Annotated in this window: 15 protein-coding genes; 13 read left to right on the forward strand and 2 right to left on the reverse strand. The window is 65.3% G+C overall.

Going from position 1 to position 15,524, the window contains the following annotated elements:
- Positions 1–30 precede the first annotated feature (30 nt).
- From Q0Q48_RS10970 to Q0Q48_RS11005, 8 genes are all read left to right on the forward strand, one after another.
- Positions 31–741, forward strand: a complete 711-nt coding sequence (locus Q0Q48_RS10970) for an SDR family oxidoreductase (protein ID WP_295137365.1) — start codon at positions 31–33, stop codon at positions 739–741.
- 11 nt (positions 742–752) lie between these two features.
- A complete protein-coding gene (locus Q0Q48_RS10975) occupies positions 753–995 on the forward strand; it encodes a 4-oxalocrotonate tautomerase family protein (RefSeq protein WP_295137367.1) in 243 nt (80 codons plus the stop codon).
- A gap of 4 nt (positions 996–999) precedes the next feature.
- On the forward strand, positions 1,000–2,796 hold the full coding sequence (gene sdhA, locus Q0Q48_RS10980; protein ID WP_295137369.1) for a succinate dehydrogenase flavoprotein subunit: 1,797 nt from the start codon (positions 1,000–1,002) through the stop codon (positions 2,794–2,796).
- 88 nt (positions 2,797–2,884) lie between these two features.
- Complete coding sequence (locus Q0Q48_RS10985; RefSeq protein ID WP_295137371.1) at positions 2,885–3,364, forward strand: (2Fe-2S)-binding protein; 480 nt, start codon at positions 2,885–2,887, stop codon at positions 3,362–3,364.
- A 1-nt stretch (position 3,365) separates the two neighbouring features.
- Positions 3,366–5,501, forward strand: coding sequence for a molybdopterin cofactor-binding domain-containing protein (locus tag Q0Q48_RS10990; RefSeq protein ID WP_295137373.1), 2,136 nt, complete (start codon positions 3,366–3,368; stop codon positions 5,499–5,501).
- On the forward strand, positions 5,498–6,037 hold the full coding sequence (locus Q0Q48_RS10995; protein WP_295137375.1) for a cupin domain-containing protein: 540 nt from the start codon (positions 5,498–5,500) through the stop codon (positions 6,035–6,037). Before Q0Q48_RS10990 ends, Q0Q48_RS10995 begins: the two co-directional genes overlap by 4 nt.
- A 3-nt stretch (positions 6,038–6,040) precedes the next feature.
- Positions 6,041–6,346 (forward strand): sigma factor, encoded by a 306-nt coding sequence (locus Q0Q48_RS11000; protein WP_295137377.1) that lies wholly within the window; start codon positions 6,041–6,043, stop codon positions 6,344–6,346.
- The gene (locus Q0Q48_RS11005) at positions 6,343–6,801 is read left to right on the forward strand and encodes a MaoC family dehydratase (RefSeq protein WP_295137380.1); all 459 of its coding nucleotides are present in this window, start codon (positions 6,343–6,345) and stop codon (positions 6,799–6,801) included. The genes Q0Q48_RS11000 and Q0Q48_RS11005 overlap by 4 nt, the downstream gene beginning before the upstream one ends.
- Positions 6,802–6,803: 2 nt before the next feature.
- Here the strand turns inward: Q0Q48_RS11005 and Q0Q48_RS11010 are convergent, their stop codons facing one another.
- Both Q0Q48_RS11010 and Q0Q48_RS11015 read right to left on the reverse strand, forming a co-directional pair.
- Positions 6,804–7,481: a type 1 glutamine amidotransferase domain-containing protein gene (locus tag Q0Q48_RS11010; RefSeq protein WP_295137382.1), complete on the reverse strand. Its 678-nt coding sequence runs from the start codon at positions 7,479–7,481 to the stop codon at positions 6,804–6,806.
- 69 nt (positions 7,482–7,550) lie between these two features.
- Positions 7,551–8,402 carry an enoyl-CoA hydratase/isomerase family protein gene (locus tag Q0Q48_RS11015; RefSeq protein ID WP_295137384.1) on the reverse strand — a complete coding sequence of 284 codons (852 nt, stop codon included), beginning with the start codon at positions 8,400–8,402 and terminating at the stop codon, positions 7,551–7,553.
- Positions 8,403–8,626: 224 nt separating this feature from the next.
- Between Q0Q48_RS11015 and Q0Q48_RS11020 the strand changes: the two genes are divergently transcribed.
- From Q0Q48_RS11020 to Q0Q48_RS11040, 5 genes are all read left to right on the forward strand, one after another.
- Positions 8,627–9,937: a carbohydrate porin gene (locus tag Q0Q48_RS11020; protein ID WP_295137386.1), complete on the forward strand. Its 1,311-nt coding sequence runs from the start codon at positions 8,627–8,629 to the stop codon at positions 9,935–9,937.
- Positions 9,938–10,042: 105 nt separating this feature from the next.
- Positions 10,043–11,053 carry an alpha/beta hydrolase gene (locus Q0Q48_RS11025; protein WP_295137388.1) on the forward strand — a complete coding sequence of 337 codons (1,011 nt, stop codon included), beginning with the start codon at positions 10,043–10,045 and terminating at the stop codon, positions 11,051–11,053.
- A gap of 112 nt (positions 11,054–11,165) precedes the next feature.
- Entirely contained in the window at positions 11,166–11,744 is a 579-nt protein-coding gene (locus Q0Q48_RS11030) for an NAD(P)H-dependent oxidoreductase (RefSeq protein WP_295137390.1), read from the forward strand.
- 477 nt (positions 11,745–12,221) lie between these two features.
- The gene (locus Q0Q48_RS11035) at positions 12,222–13,601 is read left to right on the forward strand and encodes a phage/plasmid primase, P4 family (protein ID WP_295137392.1); all 1,380 of its coding nucleotides are present in this window, start codon (positions 12,222–12,224) and stop codon (positions 13,599–13,601) included.
- Between the two features lie 339 nt (positions 13,602–13,940).
- Positions 13,941–15,461, forward strand: coding sequence for a terminase large subunit (locus Q0Q48_RS11040; protein WP_295137394.1), 1,521 nt, complete (start codon positions 13,941–13,943; stop codon positions 15,459–15,461).
- Positions 15,462–15,524 lie beyond the last annotated feature (63 nt).

Raw genomic sequence — 15,524 nt, forward strand, 5'->3', positions numbered from 1 at the left:
ATCTCCTTGGCATTGCGAAGGAGAGAAATGATGGAATCGGAAAAGAAGGTTGCGGTCGTCACGGGAGCCTCCCAGGGAATCGGCGAGGCCCTGGTGAAGGCCTATCGGCAGCGCGGCTATCGTGTGGTCGCGACGGCACGTTCGATCGGATCCACGAGCGATCCGGATGTCCTCGCGGTGTCGGGCGATATCTCGGACGTCAGCACCGGCGAACGGGTCATCGCGGAGGGCATGAAGCGGTTCGGCCGGATCGACACCTTGGTCAACAACGCCGGCCTCTTTCTCGCCAAGCCGTTCACGCGCTACAGCGAAGCCGACTACCAGGCCGTCATGGGGGTGAACGTTGCGGGCTTCTTCCGCATTACCCGGCCCGCGATCGCCCAGATGGAGAAGCAGGGCAGCGGCCTCGTGGTACAGATCACCACGACGCTGGTGGAACACGCCGATTCGCACGTGCCGTCGGTGCTGGCCTCCCTGTCGAAGGGCGGCCTGAGCGCCGCGACGCGTTCCCTCGCGATCGAATACGCAAAGCGCGGCATACGCGTGAACGCTGTATCGCCCGGCATCATCCGCACGCCCATGCATCCGCCGGAGAGCCATGCCGCCCTCGATGCGCTCCATCCGGTCGGGCATATGGGCGACGTCTCCGACATCGTCGGCGCCGTTCTGTACCTGGAGGGAGCGCCCTTCGTCACGGGCGAGATCCTGCATGTCGACGGTGGCCAGAGCGCCGGCCGCTGAGGAGCATTGCCATGCCGATCGTCCTCATCCAGGTGACGAGAGAAGGAAATACGCCCGGCGCGGAATCCGTCACGGCCGCCGAGAAGGCGGCCCTGATCGCAGGTGCGACAGAGCTGCTGACCAGGGTGCTGAACAAGCCGCCCGAGGCGACCTTCGTCGTCATCGAGGAAGTGGCGCTCGAGAACTGGGGATGGGGCGGCTTGCCGGTTGCCGAGTTCCGACGGCGGCGGCGGCGATCAGGCAACGAAGAGTAAGTGAATGGTCGCCCCCTACGAAATCGTCGAGCACGCGTACGATGTCCTGATCGTCGGCGCCGGTGGTGCCGGCCTTCGTGCCGCGCTGGGCATGGCCTCCTCGGGCCTCAGGACGGCCTGCGTGACCAAGGTGTTTCCCACGCGCAGTCATACGGTCGCCGCGCAAGGCGGCATGGCGGCCGCTCTGGGGAACATGGGCGATGGCGATCACTGGCGCTTCCACATGTACGACACGGTCAAGGGCTCCGACTGGCTCGGCGATCAGGACGCCATCGAATATATGTGCCGTGAAGCCATCTCGGCGGTCGTCGAACTCGAGCATTACGGCGTGCCGTTCTCGCGGACGCAGGATGGCAGGATCTACCAGCGTCCGTTCGGCGGCCAGACGCTGGAGTATGGCAAGCGAATGGCCCAGCGCACGGCCGCGGCCGCCGACAGGACCGGTCACGCAATCCTGCATACGCTCTATCAGCAGTGCCTGAAGCACGGCACACAGTTCTTCGTCGAGTACATCGCCCTCGATCTCCTGATGGACGAGGATGGAGTCTGTCATGGGATGCTCGCCTGGGACCTGGCGGACGGCCGCCTGCATCGCTTCCTGGCTCACCGCACCGTACTGGCGACCGGCGGCTATGGCCGCGCCTACTTCTCCTGTACGGCGGCCCACATCTGTACCGGTGACGGCAATGCAATGGCGCTGCGCGCGGGGCTTCCGCTGGAAGACATGGAGTTCACGCAGTTCCATCCGACGGGCATATATGGCTCGGGATGCCTGATCACCGAAGGAGCGCGCGGCGAGGGCGGATACCTGACCAATGCGACGGGCGAGCGGTTCATGGAGCGGTATGCGCCGACAGCCAAGGATCTTGCCGGCCGCGACGTCGTCTGCCGGGCGATGACGATCGAGATCAACGAAGGGCGAGGCTGTGGATCGAAGAAGGATCACATCCTCCTTCACCTGGAGCATTTGCCGCCGGAGCTGCTGAACCAGCGACTGCCGGGTATCAGCGAGACCGCCAAGATCTTCGCGGGAGTCGACGTCACCCGCCAGCCGATCCCCGTGCTGCCGACCGTCCACTACAACATGGGCGGCGTCCCGACCAACATACACGGCGAGGCGGTGACCCTGCACGACGGCAATCCGGAAGCCGTCGTGCCTGGACTGATGGCGATCGGCGAGGCGGCCTGCGTATCGGTCCATGGTGCCAACCGGCTGGGGTCGAACTCGCTGCTCGATATCGTGGTGTTCGGCCGCGCTGCCGCGCATCGCGCCGTCGCCTGCGTCCGTCCCGGCGAACGGCTTGCCGCGCCGCCGGCGCAGGCGACGGAGCGGGCCTTAGATCGCCTCGACCGGCTGCGCTGGGCGAAGGGCAGTCGCTCAGTTGGTGCAATCCGTCTGGCCCTGCAGCTAGCCATGCAGCAGTACTGTGCGGTGTTTCGCGACGGTCCGCTGCTCGACAAGGGGGCCAAGGCGCTCGATGGCCTGCTCGGCAGCCTGCACAATGAGCTGGGGCTCGCTGACCGCTCAATGATCTTCAATACCGATCTTGTCGAGGCACTGGAACTCGACAACATGATGTCCCAGGGACTCGTGAGCCTGCATTCGGCAATTGGCCGGACCGAGAGCCGGGGCGCTCACGCTCGCGAGGATTTTCCCGAACGCGACGATGCGCACTGGCTGAAGCATACGCTGGCTTGGCTCGAGTTCGACGGCAAAGTGCGGCTCGCCTACCGGCCGGTACACCTGCAGCCCCTGAGCAACGACGTGTCGTCGATCCCTCCGAGCAAGCGCGTCTACTAACCATACGAAGGTATCGATCATACCTTCGTTCAATCGATCTGTGGCCGTCTCCGGTCCATCGTTCCGGCCTCTGCAGCAGGAGGCGAACATGAGCCTGAGCGTCAAGGTGAACGGCAAGAAGCACAGTGTGGACGTGGACGATGACACACCGCTGCTCTGGGTATTGCGGGACGTGCTCGGCATGACCGGCACCAAGTTCGGGTGCGGCAAGGCGCTCTGTGGCGCCTGCACCGTACATGTCGATGGCGTTGCGACCCGCTCCTGCGTGACGCCGGTTGCCAGCGTCGGAACATCGGAGATCACGACCATCGAAGCGGTAGGTGCGACGGACGCGGGCGCGCGCGTGCAGAAGGCGTGGCTCGATGTCGAGGTGGTCCAGTGCGGGTACTGCCAGTCGGGACAGATCATGTCCGCGGCCGCGCTGCTCGCTGGAAATCCCAGTCCGAGCGACGCCGATATCGATGATGCGATGTCGGGCAATGTCTGCCGCTGCGGCACCTATCCGCGCATCCGCGCGGCCATCAAGCAGGCGGCGCAATCCGCCGCCCGCAAGAGCCAGGGAGGCTGACATGACCGCACTTTCTCGACGCGACTTCCTCGTTACAACCAGTGCCGCGGCGGGGCTCCTGCTCAGCGTGAACCTGCCGGCTGCTGCGGCTCCGCCATCGGCCTCCGCCAAAGGCTTCACGCCAAACGCCTTCGTGCATATCGGCGAGGACGGGCAGGTGACGCTCACAATGCCCTACGTCGAGATGGGCCAGGGAACCTACACGTCGATCCCCATGCTCGTCGCGGAGGAACTCGAAATCCCGCTCGGCCGCGTTCGCCTCGAGCATGCGCCGCCGGACGAGAAGGCCTACGGCAACCCGCTGCTCGCCGGTGTGCAGGCAACCGGCGGATCGACCGCCATCATGGCGTCCTGGAAGCCGCTTCGCGAAGCCGGAGCCGTGGCGCGTACGCTGCTCATTAAAGCGGCTGCCGAACAATGGAAGGTTGCGCCGGACACTTGCCACGCCTCGGCAGGCGAAGTCCTTCACATGGCGAGTGGCCGCCGCGCCTCCTACGGTGCCCTCGCCGCTGCGGCGGCTCGGCTGCCGGTTCCCAAGGACGTTCCCCTGAAGGACCCGAAGGCCTTCAAGCTCATCGGCACCCCGGCCAAGAGGCTCGATTCCGGCGGCAAGGTCAACGGCACGGCCGTCTTCGGTATTGACGCGCGTCCGGAGGGCGTGAAAGTCGCGACCTTGGCGCAGTCGCCGGTGTTCGGCGGTCGCCTGAAGTGGGTCGACGATCGGGCTGCGAGAGCGGTGAAGGGCGTGCGCCAGATCGTACGCCTCGACGACGCCGTTGCTGTCGTAGCCGATCACATGGGAGCCGCGCTCAAGGGCCTGGCGGCGCTCGAAATCCAGTGGGATGACGGTGCGCACGGGCAGGTGAGCAACGGTCAGGTCGTGCGCGAGCTCGAACAGGCAACGCTCGCCGCCGGGCCGGTCGCCGAACAGATAGGGGACGCGGGCGCGGCGCTCGCCTCTGCACGGACGAAAATCGACGCGGTGTATGAGGTGCCCTTCCTGGCCCACGCCACCATGGAGCCCATGAACTGCACCGTCCACGTCAGGCCGGACGGCTGCGATGTCTGGGTGGGAACCCAGGTGGCTGCGCGAGCTCAGGCCGCGGCGGCCAAGGTGACGGGATTACCGCTCGAGAAGGTCGTCCTGCATCAGCACCTGATCGGCGGGGGCTTCGGCCGCCGCCTCGAGGTCGATGGCGTTACGCGTGCGACCGAGATCGCGATGAAGGTGGCCGGACCCGTGAAGGTGGTGTGGACGCGCGAGGAGGACATCCGCCAGGACATGTACCGGCCCTACTGGCTGGATCGCCTCTCGGCGGGTCTCGATGACAAGGGCCGGCCGGTCGCCTGGAGCCACCGCTTCGCCGGATCCTCGGTCATCGCGCGCTGGCTGCCGCCCGCTTTCGCCAACGGACTGGATCCCGACAGCATCGATGGAGCCGTGAAGCTGGCCTACGAGCTGCCCAACAAGCGGGTCGAGTACCTTCGCGTCGAGCCGCCGGGCATTCCCACCGCCTTCTGGCGGAGCGTGGGACCGTCGCACAACGTCTTCGTGGTCGAGAGCTTCATGGACGAGCTCGCTACGGCCGCGCGGCAGGACCCTGTTGCCTATCGACTGGCGTTGCTCGACAAGTCGCCACGGGCCAAGGCTGTTCTCAAGCTCGCCGCGGACAAGGCCGGTTGGGGAGGAAATCTGCCGGCCGGCTCGGGCCGGGGCGTGTCCCTGCAATCAGTGTTCGGTAGCTACCTGGCTTTGGTGGCTGAAGTCACGGTCGCAGCCGACAAGTCTGTGAGGGTCAGTCGCGTCGTGGCGGCGGTTGATTGCGGCATGGTCGTCAATCCGAATACCGTTCGCGCGCAGATCGAGAGCGGCGTGAACTTCGGCATCACCGCGGCTCTGTACGGCGAGATCACCGTCAAAGGCGGAAAGGTCCAGCAGTCGAACTTCGACGATTACCAGATGCTGCGCATCGACGAGGCGCCTTCGATCGAGGTGCACATAATGCCGAGCAGCGAAGCGCCGGGAGGCATGGGCGAGCCCGGAACCTCGGCTGCCGTGCCGGCCGTCGCCAATGCAGTCTTCGCCGCGACGGGCCGGCGCCTGCGCAAGATGCCGATCGATCTCTCGAGGGCATGATCATGACCCCTCGCTCCAATCGCCGGCACGGCCTGTCTACTCTTGTCGTCGCCGCGAGCAGCTTGATGGCGGCCTCCCAGGCCGAGGCGCAGCAGCAGGGGGCGGCGCCGCGGCCACATCAACCAGGAGAATCTGCGTTTCTCGCCGTCCTGCCGGAGACGGTCGAGTGGCGCGCCTTCCCGGCCTTTCCGCCCTCCGTGCGTCTCGCAGTCATCGTCGGCACCCCCGGAAAGGAGGGACCCTATACGATTCGCGTGAAGGTTCCGGGCGGCGTGAAGCTCGCGCCGCACCGGCATCCCGAGGATCGGGTCTACACGGTGATCTCCGGCGTCTTCTACATCGGCCTCGGCGACCGCTTCGACGAATCGCGCCTGCGGGCTTACCCGCCGGGAAGCGTCATCGTCCTGCCCGGCGGCACCTCTCATTTCCACTGGGCGAGATCGGGGGAGTACGTCAGCCAGGTGAGCGCCATCGGACCGCTCGGGCTCGACTATGTCGACCCTCACGATGATCCACGCCGCAGCGGGAAGGAGTAGGGCATGACTATTTCCTCCATCGCGCTTCCTGCCGCTCCGACACCGGCGCTCTGCCGGCAATGGTACGAGCGACACGATATCTCCGCCGCCGTGGGGCTGGCGCGCCGGCATCGCCAGCTCGTGGTCGACATCGCTGCGAGCTATGCGGCGAACGGCAGGCCGTGCTCCGATCTCATCGCCGAAGGCCAGGTCGGATTGATGCGGGCCATCTGCCGGTTCGATCCCGATGGCGGATTCTGCTTCGAGGTCTGTGCGGCATTGCATGTTCATGCCGCCATCTTCGATCGTGTCCGAGGGAGGGCAGGATGAGCGAGCACTATCTGGAAGACTACCAGGTCGGCCAAGTCTACGGATCAGCGACGGCAAGGGTCGAAGGGGAGCGGATCAAGTCGTTTGCCGCCGAGTTCGATCCGCAACCGTTTCACCTTGGCGAAGTGGGCGCCGCCGGCACGGTGTTCGGCCGCCTTGCCGCCAGTGGCTGGCACACGGCCGCGCTCACGATGCGGCTCCTGGTCGAGGGGCGCCTCAGGCCGGCCGGCGGTGTGATCGGCATGGGATTCGACGACCTGCGCTGGCCGCTTCCCGTGCGTGCCGGCGACGTGCTCAGTGTCCAGAGCGAGATCCTGGAGGTGCGGGAATCGAAGTCGCGGCCGGAGCACGGCGTGATCAGGGTGCGCTTTACGACCAGCAACCAGGCGGGCGAGACCGTGCAGGTCGCGACCGGCAGCCTGCTCGTGCGCCGCCGGCCGTCCAACCTGCACTGATCTCACGCGTTCAGCAGCTGCAGGAGCTTGCGGGCGCCAGACCCGGACGAGGCCGGATTCTGGCCGGTCACCAGGTGTCCGTCGACAAGAGTGAAGTCGGCCCAGTCGGCCGCCTTCTCGTAAAGGCCGCCCAGGCGTCGCAGCTCGTCCTCTACCAGGAAGGGCACGACGTTGGTGAGACCGACGATCTCCTCTTCGCTGTTGGCGAAACCGGTGACACGCAGACCTTTGACGAGCGCCTCGCCCTTGTGTGTGGCGCGGTGGAGGACGGCAGGCGCATGGCACACTGCGGCGACAGGCCGGCCGCTCCCGTAGAACGCTTCGATCAGGGCGATCGACTTCTCGTTGTCGACCAGGTCCCACATGGGACCGTGACCGCCCGGATAGAAGATCGCGTCGAACCCGTCCGGCGTGGCGTCGATCAGGAGTGACGTGTTCGCCAGCATCTTCTGCGTCGCGGGGTCCTGCTTGAAGCGTGTCATCGAACCGGTCTGGTTGGCAGGATCGTCGCTCTTGGGATCGATCGGCGGTTGCCCGCCTTTGGGCGACACCAGGGTGACGTCGGCGCCGGCATCGCGAAACGCGTAGTAGGGCGCGGTGAACTCCTCGAGCCAGAAGCCGGTCGGCTTGCCGGTATTTCCCAGCCGGTTGTGCGAGGTCAGTACCATCAGGATCTTCATCGTCCGTCTCCAGGCAGAGGCATCAGATCGGAGTGGCTGATGCTAGGGTGAAAAAAAGGAACGGGACCGTTACTCGCCCGCGCCGGCCTCGCGGTACTGCGCCGTGAAGCGACCGAGCTGTCGCTCGACGTCGGTGGGCTGCTGCAGGCCCTTCTCGACCAGTATCTTGAGGCGGGCCTGGGCCGCTGGCCGCTGCACGGAGGCGATGAAGGCGTCCCAGCCCGGCTGCATCTCGGCGTCGGGCGGAAGGCTCGCGACATCGACCAGCCGCTTGGTCTCGGCGATCGTCTGGTGATCGAAGCCCGCGATACGCATCGCCAGCGCGTCGACGAAGCCATCCAGCTCGGTATCGGGGAGCGCGCGGTTCACGTAGCCGTACCGCTCCGCCAGTGCACCGTCGAAATCGTCGGCACCGATCAGGATTTCCAGCGCGCGCCCGCGGCCGAGAAGGCGCGGCAGGCGGGCCATCGGGCCGCCGCCCGGCACGAAGCCGGCACCGACCTCGAACTGCGAGAGGATCGCCTTCTCGCGGCTGGCGAAGCGCAAGTCTGCAGCGAGCGCGAGTTCGCTGCCGATCCCGCTTGCACGGCCGCGAATCGAGACGATGGAGATCGCCTTGAGCCGGGCGAGGCGCACCATGAAGTCGGGCACGGGATGCATGCCCGTCGGTCCGGGCTCCATGCTGGTCGACTCCTCGAGCGGCTTGAGAAGGTCGTAGTGTGCCATGAAGAAGCCGGGCACGGCGCTGTCGAAGACGACCACTTTTACATTTTGATCGGCCTCGAGCTGCTCCAGCACCTTCATGAATTCGCGCATTTCGGCAGGGCCCACGATGTTCACGGGCGGGTTGTCGAGCGTGACGACCCAGTAGGCGGCGCTCCTCCGCGTGACACGGACTTTCGCTCGGTTGGATGGGGACATCTGCAGAGTTCCTTCGCTCACCGTTGGGGACCGCGAATAGATGTGGCGCGGATGGCCTGCGCTCCATTGAACGAAAGTATCGGCGACACCTTCGTTCAATCGCTTGGCCCCGATGCGGCCGCCATCAATGAGATCATCCGGAATGTCTGGGTGCGAGGAGACGGGTGTCCCACACAATGCGCCGGCGGAAACGAAGTCTGCGTATCGCGTCGCTTTGGCGGCGCGTGGGCTGGTCTGTGCTGCTGGCGGCACTTGTGATGAGTGGGGATGTTGTTCAGGCTACGGAGCCGTTGTCGTATGAGCCTGACAGGACACGAGACGTTCCGTGGCTTCTCGGCGATTGGAGCGGACATCGCCTCTGGCTCCAGGATCGCGGCCTGGATCTGCAGCTCGGATACACCGGAGAATTCGCGTTCAACGCAACGGGCGGTATTCGGCAGGAGGCTGCGTATGCCGATCAGTACGTCGCTGGAGCGACACTGGATCTGGAGCGATTGGCGGGCCTCAGGGGCACGACTTTCCAGCTGACCTTCACGGCCCGTACCGGGCGGAACCTCAGCGACGATGTCACCCTGGGCACTTTGCAGGAAGTTCAGGAAATATATGGGCGCGGCCAAACGGTCAGACTGACGCAGCTTTGGGTAAACCAGAGCCTGTTCTCCGGAAGGATCGACTGGAAGCTCGGCCGCATGACGTTCGGCGAGGATTTCGCCTCGTTCCCGTGCGAGTTCGAGAACCTGACCTTCTGTGGCGCTGCGCCCGGCAACCTCGTTCCCGGCTATATCTACAATTGGCCGGTCAGCCAGTGGGCGACGCGCCTGCGCTATAATATTGACGGCTTCGGCTACGTGCAGGCAGGCGCGTACGACGTCAATCCGCAGTATGCGTCGACCGACGACACGCTGCTGCCCGTGTTCTTCAAGGGCTCGACGGGCGTGCTCATCCCGATCGAGCTGACCTGGTTGCCGCGCCTCGCCGGCGGGTTGCCTGGCAGCTACAAGATCGGGGCATGGTACGACACGTCCGCGGTGAACGACGTGGTGAGCGACATCAACGGCAACCCGTATGCCCTGACCGGATTGCGACCTCGCCGCCAGCAGGGGCGGGCAGGCGGCTACCTCAGCATCGTCCAGCAACTGACGCCGCTGGCCGCATGGGAGACGAGAAGGGGGCTCAATGTTTTCCTGAACGCCGTGGTGGCCAGCGACAGGAGCTCGACCACCGACAATCAGGTCGCTGCCGGCTTGGTCTATACCGGCCCGTTTCGATCGAGGCCGGACGACGATATCGGATTCGCGGTGGGCATGACCCGCGTCAACAGCCGCATCGCTGCGTCGCAGGCCTTGGCAAACAGTCTCGGACTCGGTCCGGTCGCCGTGCAGGGCGCGGAGTTTCCCTTCGAGCTGCACTACACGTTTCGGCCGGTGAACGGCCTCCTGTTCCGTCCCAGCATCCAGTACGTGATCAATCCCGGCGGCACCGGCGCCAATCCCAATGCGTTCGTGCTGGGATTCACAACGTCGATCAACTTCTGAGGGAAGTGTCCGGCCAAGTATACCTTCGCATAGCTGTGCCGAAGCTTCCGGGCGCGTCATTGTGCGGCGTATTCGGAGACTATCGACGACACCGGAGAAAGCACCATGGAACCAGTGAACGTTCGACGTCGACAGGTGCTGGCCGCGACGGTGTTGGGCGCGGCAGCGATTAGTGCGGTCGGGACGACATCCGCGTTCGGGCAATCGTCCCTCGGCCGTGGCTTCGGGCCGCTGCAGCGGATAAAGGCTGGAGACCTCGACGTCGCCTATGCGGAGGCAGGGCCAGTATCGGGCATACCGGTCCTGCTGCTGCATGGCTGGCCCTACGACATCCACACCTATGTCGATGTGGCGCCGCGCCTTGCAGCTGCTGGCCATCGCGTGATCGTCCCGTACCTGCGAGGCTACGGCGCCACGCGCTTCCTTTCAGAGTCGACGCCCCGCAACGGGCAGCAGGCGGCCCTTGCCGCCGATGCCATTGCGCTCATGGACGTGCTGGGCCTCGAGCGGCCGATCGTGGCCGGCTGTGATTGGGGCGCAAGGACGGCCTGCATTCTCGCCGCCCTGTGGCCCGAACGTTGCCGCGGGCTCGTCTCGGTCAGCGGCTATCTCATCGGGAGCCAGGAACTCAATCGAGCACCGCTGCCACCCCAGGCCGAGCTGCAATGGTGGTACCAGTACTATTTCGTGACCGAGCGGGGAGAAGCCGGTTATCGCAAGTACACGCATGAATTTGCGCGATTGATCTGGCAGCTCGCGTCACCCAGGTGGGAATTCAGCGAGGCGACGTTTCGGCAATCTGCTGTCGCCCTGGACAATCCGGATCACGTTGCGATCGCCATTCACAATTACCGCTGGAGACTCGGCTTGGCGCCCGGTGAAGCACGGTTCGATGATCTCGAGCGGAAGCTCGCGTCGTTCCCTTCCATCGTTACGCCGACCATCACGCTGGAGGGTGATGCCAATGGGGCACCGCATCCCGACCCCACAAGTTACGCCCGCAGATTTACGGGCAAGTACCAGCATCGGCAAATTAACGGCGGGATTGGCCACAATCTGCCACAGGAAGCCCCTGACGCATTTGCGCAAGCTGTTATCGACATTGCGGCATCCTGATACCTAAGTATCGCCGACACCCAGGTCCAATGGATCGGTGAAGCCGCTTAGCCTTCTCTCTTCCTGCCTGCTGGTCCGATCGGGCCGGCGTAAATCAGGAGGTCAAACCGCCATGGAAACGCCGCTGAACGTCGCCGTACTCGTCGGCAGTCTTCGCAAAGATGCCTACAGCCGCAAGATTGCACATGCTTTGATGGAACTCGCGCCGGTGACCCTCGACTGCCGCATCGTGGAGATCGCTGACTTGCCTCTATATACCGAAGACCTGGACCCGACACCGCCGGCGTCGTGGACGCGCTTCCGTGCCGAGATTCAAAGAGCTGACGCGATCCTGATCGTAACGCCGGAGTACAATCGCTCGGTCCCTGGCGGCCTTAAGAATGCGATCGACGTTGGTTCCCGTCCGCCCTACCGCAGCGTCTGGGATGGCCTGCCCACCGCTGTGGTCAGCGTTTCTCCGTACAAGTTGGGCGGCTTCGGCGCGAACCATCATATTCGTCAGAGTTTGGTGTTCCTGAACATGCCGGTAATGCAGCAACCGGAAGCGTACCTGCCGGAGGTCGCGGGTATGCTCGATGAACGTGGGGCCCTGGTCTCGGCAGAATCCCGGGAGTTTCTGACTAAGGTGATCTCGAGTTATGCGGCATGGGCCCAAACACTTGCCGTCACGAGGGTCCGCAAGTCGACCTAACAAATCGCGCCTGCTTGCCGAGTATTTCTCCAGGCCTAGGCCGCCCAGGGGCCTCCTAGAGGCTCCAGTTTAGGTCGCCCGCGCAGCCGAGGCACTGCAGCACGGATCGACGTCAATAACGGATGTTCTGCGCTAACCGCCCGCCGCCGGTGTTCGCGGCGGCGAGCGGCTGGTAGGCCCGGCAGGAGTGTCGGAAACGTGTGATCGCAACGGTTTCCGCTGTCAAACCTGCGTTCCCGCCACCATTGATTCTCAACGCTTTTCTGAGGCGTTGGCAAACCCAGCGACACGACGCGCCCTGACCAAGGCCCTTCGCGATGCAAACCTTGAGACGGCGCGGCGGCGCGTCGGGAAAGCGCTCGGCTGGCTAAGCGATCGGCAGTTGGAGGCCATTGCCAGTAGCAGGGGCCATGACGTTTTGCATGAGGTATGGGGCGCGGCGAGCAGGCTCATTCGGAGACGCGAGCGGGGCGAGCGATGAGCGACGACGATTTCGCCGTCGACGCGGTGCCGCCGGATGAGGGCGACGAGAAGCCGGGGCTTTTCTTCGCCTCCGATGAGGCGTTGGCCCTGCAGTTCGCTGGCATGCACCTGGGCGAGCTGCGGTACGTCGCCAAATGGGCAGCCTGGTTCATCTGGACCGGCACACACTGGCGGCGAGACGAAACGCTCGCGGCGCTGGGCAATGTGCGCTCATTCTGCCGGGCTATCGCCGAAGACATCAAGGCGCGGCCTCTGTCGGCGGAGATTTCGAGCGCGAAGAAGATCGGGGCGATCGAGCGGCTATGCCGTGCCGACCAACGGCTGGCCGCGACCGTCGACCAGTGGGATGCAGATCCCTGGGCGCTGAATACGCCTGCCGGCGTCGTCGATCTTCGTTCGGGCGAGCTGCGGCCGCATCGGCCGGAAGACCACTTCTCCAAGATCACGGCCGTTGGCCCGGATGGCGGCGAGCGGCCGTTGCTATGGCTCGAGTTTCTGGACAGGGTCACGGGCGGCGATCGGGAGATCGAGAATTTCTTGCAGCGTGTGTTCGGCTACTGCCTCACGGGCGACGTGTCGGCGCACGCGATGTTTTTCCTCTACGGGCTGGGCGGCAACGGCAAGTCCGTGGCGATCGAGACGATCGCCGGCATCCTGGGCGAGTATCATCGCCGGGCGCCTATGGAGACGTTCATGGCGTCACATAGCGAGCGGCATCCGACCGACCTGGCGATGCTTCAGGGAGCGCGCATGGTGACGGCATCCGAAGTTGAGGCGGGCGCACGTTGGGCCGAATCGAAGATCAAGGCCATCACGGGCGGCGACACGATCCCGGCGCGCTTCATGCGAGGTGACTATTTCGAGTATCGGCCGCAGTTCAAGTTGATCTTGCTGGGCAATCACAAGCCTGTCTTGCGCAGCGTCGATGAAGCGATGCGGCGGCGCCTGCACATGATCAACTTCGGCGTCACCATTCCGGCGCACGCGCGCGACCCGGAGTTGCGCGAGAAGCTGAAGCGTGAATGGCCGGCGATTCTCCAGTGGTGTGTTGAGGGAGCTCTGGAGTACCGGCAGCAGGGGCTCGCCCCACCTTCGGCCGTGGTTGCGGCGTCTGCCGAGTACCTGGCTGCCGAGGATGCGATGGCAGCTTGGATCGACGAGTGTTGCGACCTTGATCCGGCAAGTTGGACCGGCACGACCAAGCTCTTCGGATCGTGGCGCAAGTGGGCCGAGCAGAACGGCGAGCATCCGGGAAGCTCAAAGCGCTTCAGTCAAGACTTGCAGGCGCACGGCATAGCGCCGCAGCGGACTAGGGGCGCGCGCGGATTCGCAGGGCTCACCCTGAAGCCTGAAACAGGGCGTTTGCCCGTCTAATCAACCGGCGAGAAAGCGTCACAAGCGTCACATGCGTCACACCGGTGACACTTGTGACGCATGTGACGCTTGTTGCCATATCCCCATCCTACGCGCGCGTGCGCGCGTGCGCGCATAGACGCTGATAAGCGGAGAAGCGTCACATCCGTCACACGTGTCACAAGCGTCGTCGAAGCGGGCAAATGTCCCCGCTTGTCCCTATCCTGACGCATCGGCGTTCGTGTCGTATGTCGCCATGGTCGCGCTCGCGCTCACATGGTCCCAATGCCCGCGCATCCCTAGGGAGGCTGTAACCGCTGTGGGAGTCTTCCTTCCACACACACTGACCGGGGGCGGGCAGTGACGGCGGCCGGCAAAGCCATCGATTTCCTGCAGACGCTGGAGATCCCGGAGGGACCCCGGGCCGGGCAAAAGCTGGTCCTGGCGCCGTTCCAAAAGCAGTTCGTCGAGGGGGCGTTGGCCGGGGACGTGTCGGTGGCGGCCCTGTCGATCGGGCGCGGCAATGCCAAGACGGCGCTGTCATCCGGTCTCGCCCTGGGCGCTCTGCTGGGCGTGTGGGATCATCAACCGCGCCGGGAAATCCCGCTCGCGGCGCGAACGCGAGATCAGGCCCGCGTCGCCTGGAACTTCGTGGCGACGCTGGCGCGGTCGCTGCCCGACGACAAGGCCAAGAAACTGGAGTTTCGCCGCCAGCCCCGGTTCGAGATCGAGTACACGGGCGACGGCGGCGGCCATCTGATCCGCGCCCTTGCGGCCGATGGCAAGTCGGCCCTGGGCGGATCGCCGACGTTCGCGCTGCTCGACGAGCGCGGCCACTGGGCGCAAGCGCAGGGCGACGAGCTGGAGCACGCGCTTCTCTCCGGCCTGGGCAAGCGCGGTGGCAAGGCCCTGATCATCTCGACATCGGCCGCAAGCGACGCGCATCCCTTCTCCAGGTGGCTCGACGAAGATCAGGAGGGCGTCTATCGGCAGGAACACCGACCCGCGCCGGGCCTGCCTGCGGACGATCTCGACTCGCTGCTGCTCGCCAATCCCGGCGCCGTCGCCGGCATCGGTGCATCCCTCGAATGGCTCCAGGCGCAAGCCCGGCGAGCTATCGCGCGCGGTGGCTCGACGCTCACGGCGTTCAGGCTGTTCAACAGAAACGAGCGCGTGAGCGGCGAGACGCGGGACCTACTGCTCACGGTCGACGAGTGGCTGGCCTGTGAAAGCGACGACATGTTTTTCGCCGAGCGTGCCGGGCCTGTCGTCGTCGGCTTGGACCTGGGCGGGTCCGCATCGATGAGTGCAGCGGCCTACTACTGGCCGCAGACCGGCCGCCTCGAGGCACTGGGCTGGTTTCCGAGCCGGCCGACGTTGCTGGATCGAGGGCAGTCCGATGGCGTCGGCGACCGCTACTGCCAGATGAACGGGCGGGGCGAGCTGGCGACCCTGGGCGATCAAACGGTGCCCGTCGCGAAGTTCGTCGAGGAAGCCTTGCGCGTCGTCGAGGGCCAGCCGATCGGCGCCCTGGTCGCGGACCGCTTCAAGCAATCGGAGGTCGGCGAAGGCATCGACAAGGCGGGTATCCGCTGCAACATCGTGTGGCGCGGCATGGGTTTTCGTGACGGCGGCGAGGACTGCGAGCGCTTCCGGCGCGCGTGCTTCGACGGCCGCGTGCGCTCCCGGCCGTCCCTGTTGCTCCGCTCCGCTTTCGCGGACGCGGTGACGCTGCGAGATCCAGCAAACAACCTGAAGCTGGCGAAGGCGAGGTCGAACGGCCGCATCGATGCGGCCTCGGCTTCCGTCCTGGCCGTGGCCGAAGGCTCGCGCATGTCGGGTCGCGTTGCCCGGCCGGCGCGCGCGGCGGTGTGGGCATGAGCGCGGCTCACCATGATCGGCGATGGCCGCCGCTTAGGCTGGCCGCGAAGCGCCGCGACGGAT

It is taken from the genome of uncultured Reyranella sp. (assembly GCF_945957355.1).
Lineage (GTDB): Bacteria > Pseudomonadota > Alphaproteobacteria > Reyranellales > Reyranellaceae > Reyranella.

Excerpts from the sequence above, each read along its gene's own strand:
- Q0Q48_RS11035 (WP_295137392.1), top strand. The coding sequence starts at position 12,222 with ATGAGCGACGACGATTTCGCCGTCGACGCGGTGCCGCCGGATGAGGGC.
- Q0Q48_RS11000 (WP_295137377.1), top strand. The coding sequence starts at position 6,041 with ATGACTATTTCCTCCATCGCGCTTCCTGCCGCTCCGACACCGGCGCTC.
- Q0Q48_RS11025 (WP_295137388.1), top strand. The coding sequence starts at position 10,043 with ATGGAACCAGTGAACGTTCGACGTCGACAGGTGCTGGCCGCGACGGTG.
- Q0Q48_RS11015 (WP_295137384.1), bottom strand. The coding sequence starts at position 8,402 with ATGTCCCCATCCAACCGAGCGAAAGTCCGTGTCACGCGGAGGAGCGCC.
- Q0Q48_RS11030 (WP_295137390.1), top strand. The coding sequence starts at position 11,166 with ATGGAAACGCCGCTGAACGTCGCCGTACTCGTCGGCAGTCTTCGCAAA.
- Q0Q48_RS10995 (WP_295137375.1), top strand. The coding sequence starts at position 5,498 with ATGATCATGACCCCTCGCTCCAATCGCCGGCACGGCCTGTCTACTCTT.
- sdhA (WP_295137369.1), top strand. The coding sequence starts at position 1,000 with ATGGTCGCCCCCTACGAAATCGTCGAGCACGCGTACGATGTCCTGATC.
- Q0Q48_RS11005 (WP_295137380.1), top strand. The coding sequence starts at position 6,343 with ATGAGCGAGCACTATCTGGAAGACTACCAGGTCGGCCAAGTCTACGGA.
- Q0Q48_RS10975 (WP_295137367.1), top strand. The coding sequence starts at position 753 with ATGCCGATCGTCCTCATCCAGGTGACGAGAGAAGGAAATACGCCCGGC.
- Q0Q48_RS11010 (WP_295137382.1), bottom strand. The coding sequence starts at position 7,481 with ATGAAGATCCTGATGGTACTGACCTCGCACAACCGGCTGGGAAATACC.
- Q0Q48_RS10990 (WP_295137373.1), top strand. The coding sequence starts at position 3,366 with ATGACCGCACTTTCTCGACGCGACTTCCTCGTTACAACCAGTGCCGCG.
- Q0Q48_RS10970 (WP_295137365.1), top strand. The coding sequence starts at position 31 with ATGGAATCGGAAAAGAAGGTTGCGGTCGTCACGGGAGCCTCCCAGGGA.
- Q0Q48_RS10985 (WP_295137371.1), top strand. The coding sequence starts at position 2,885 with ATGAGCCTGAGCGTCAAGGTGAACGGCAAGAAGCACAGTGTGGACGTG.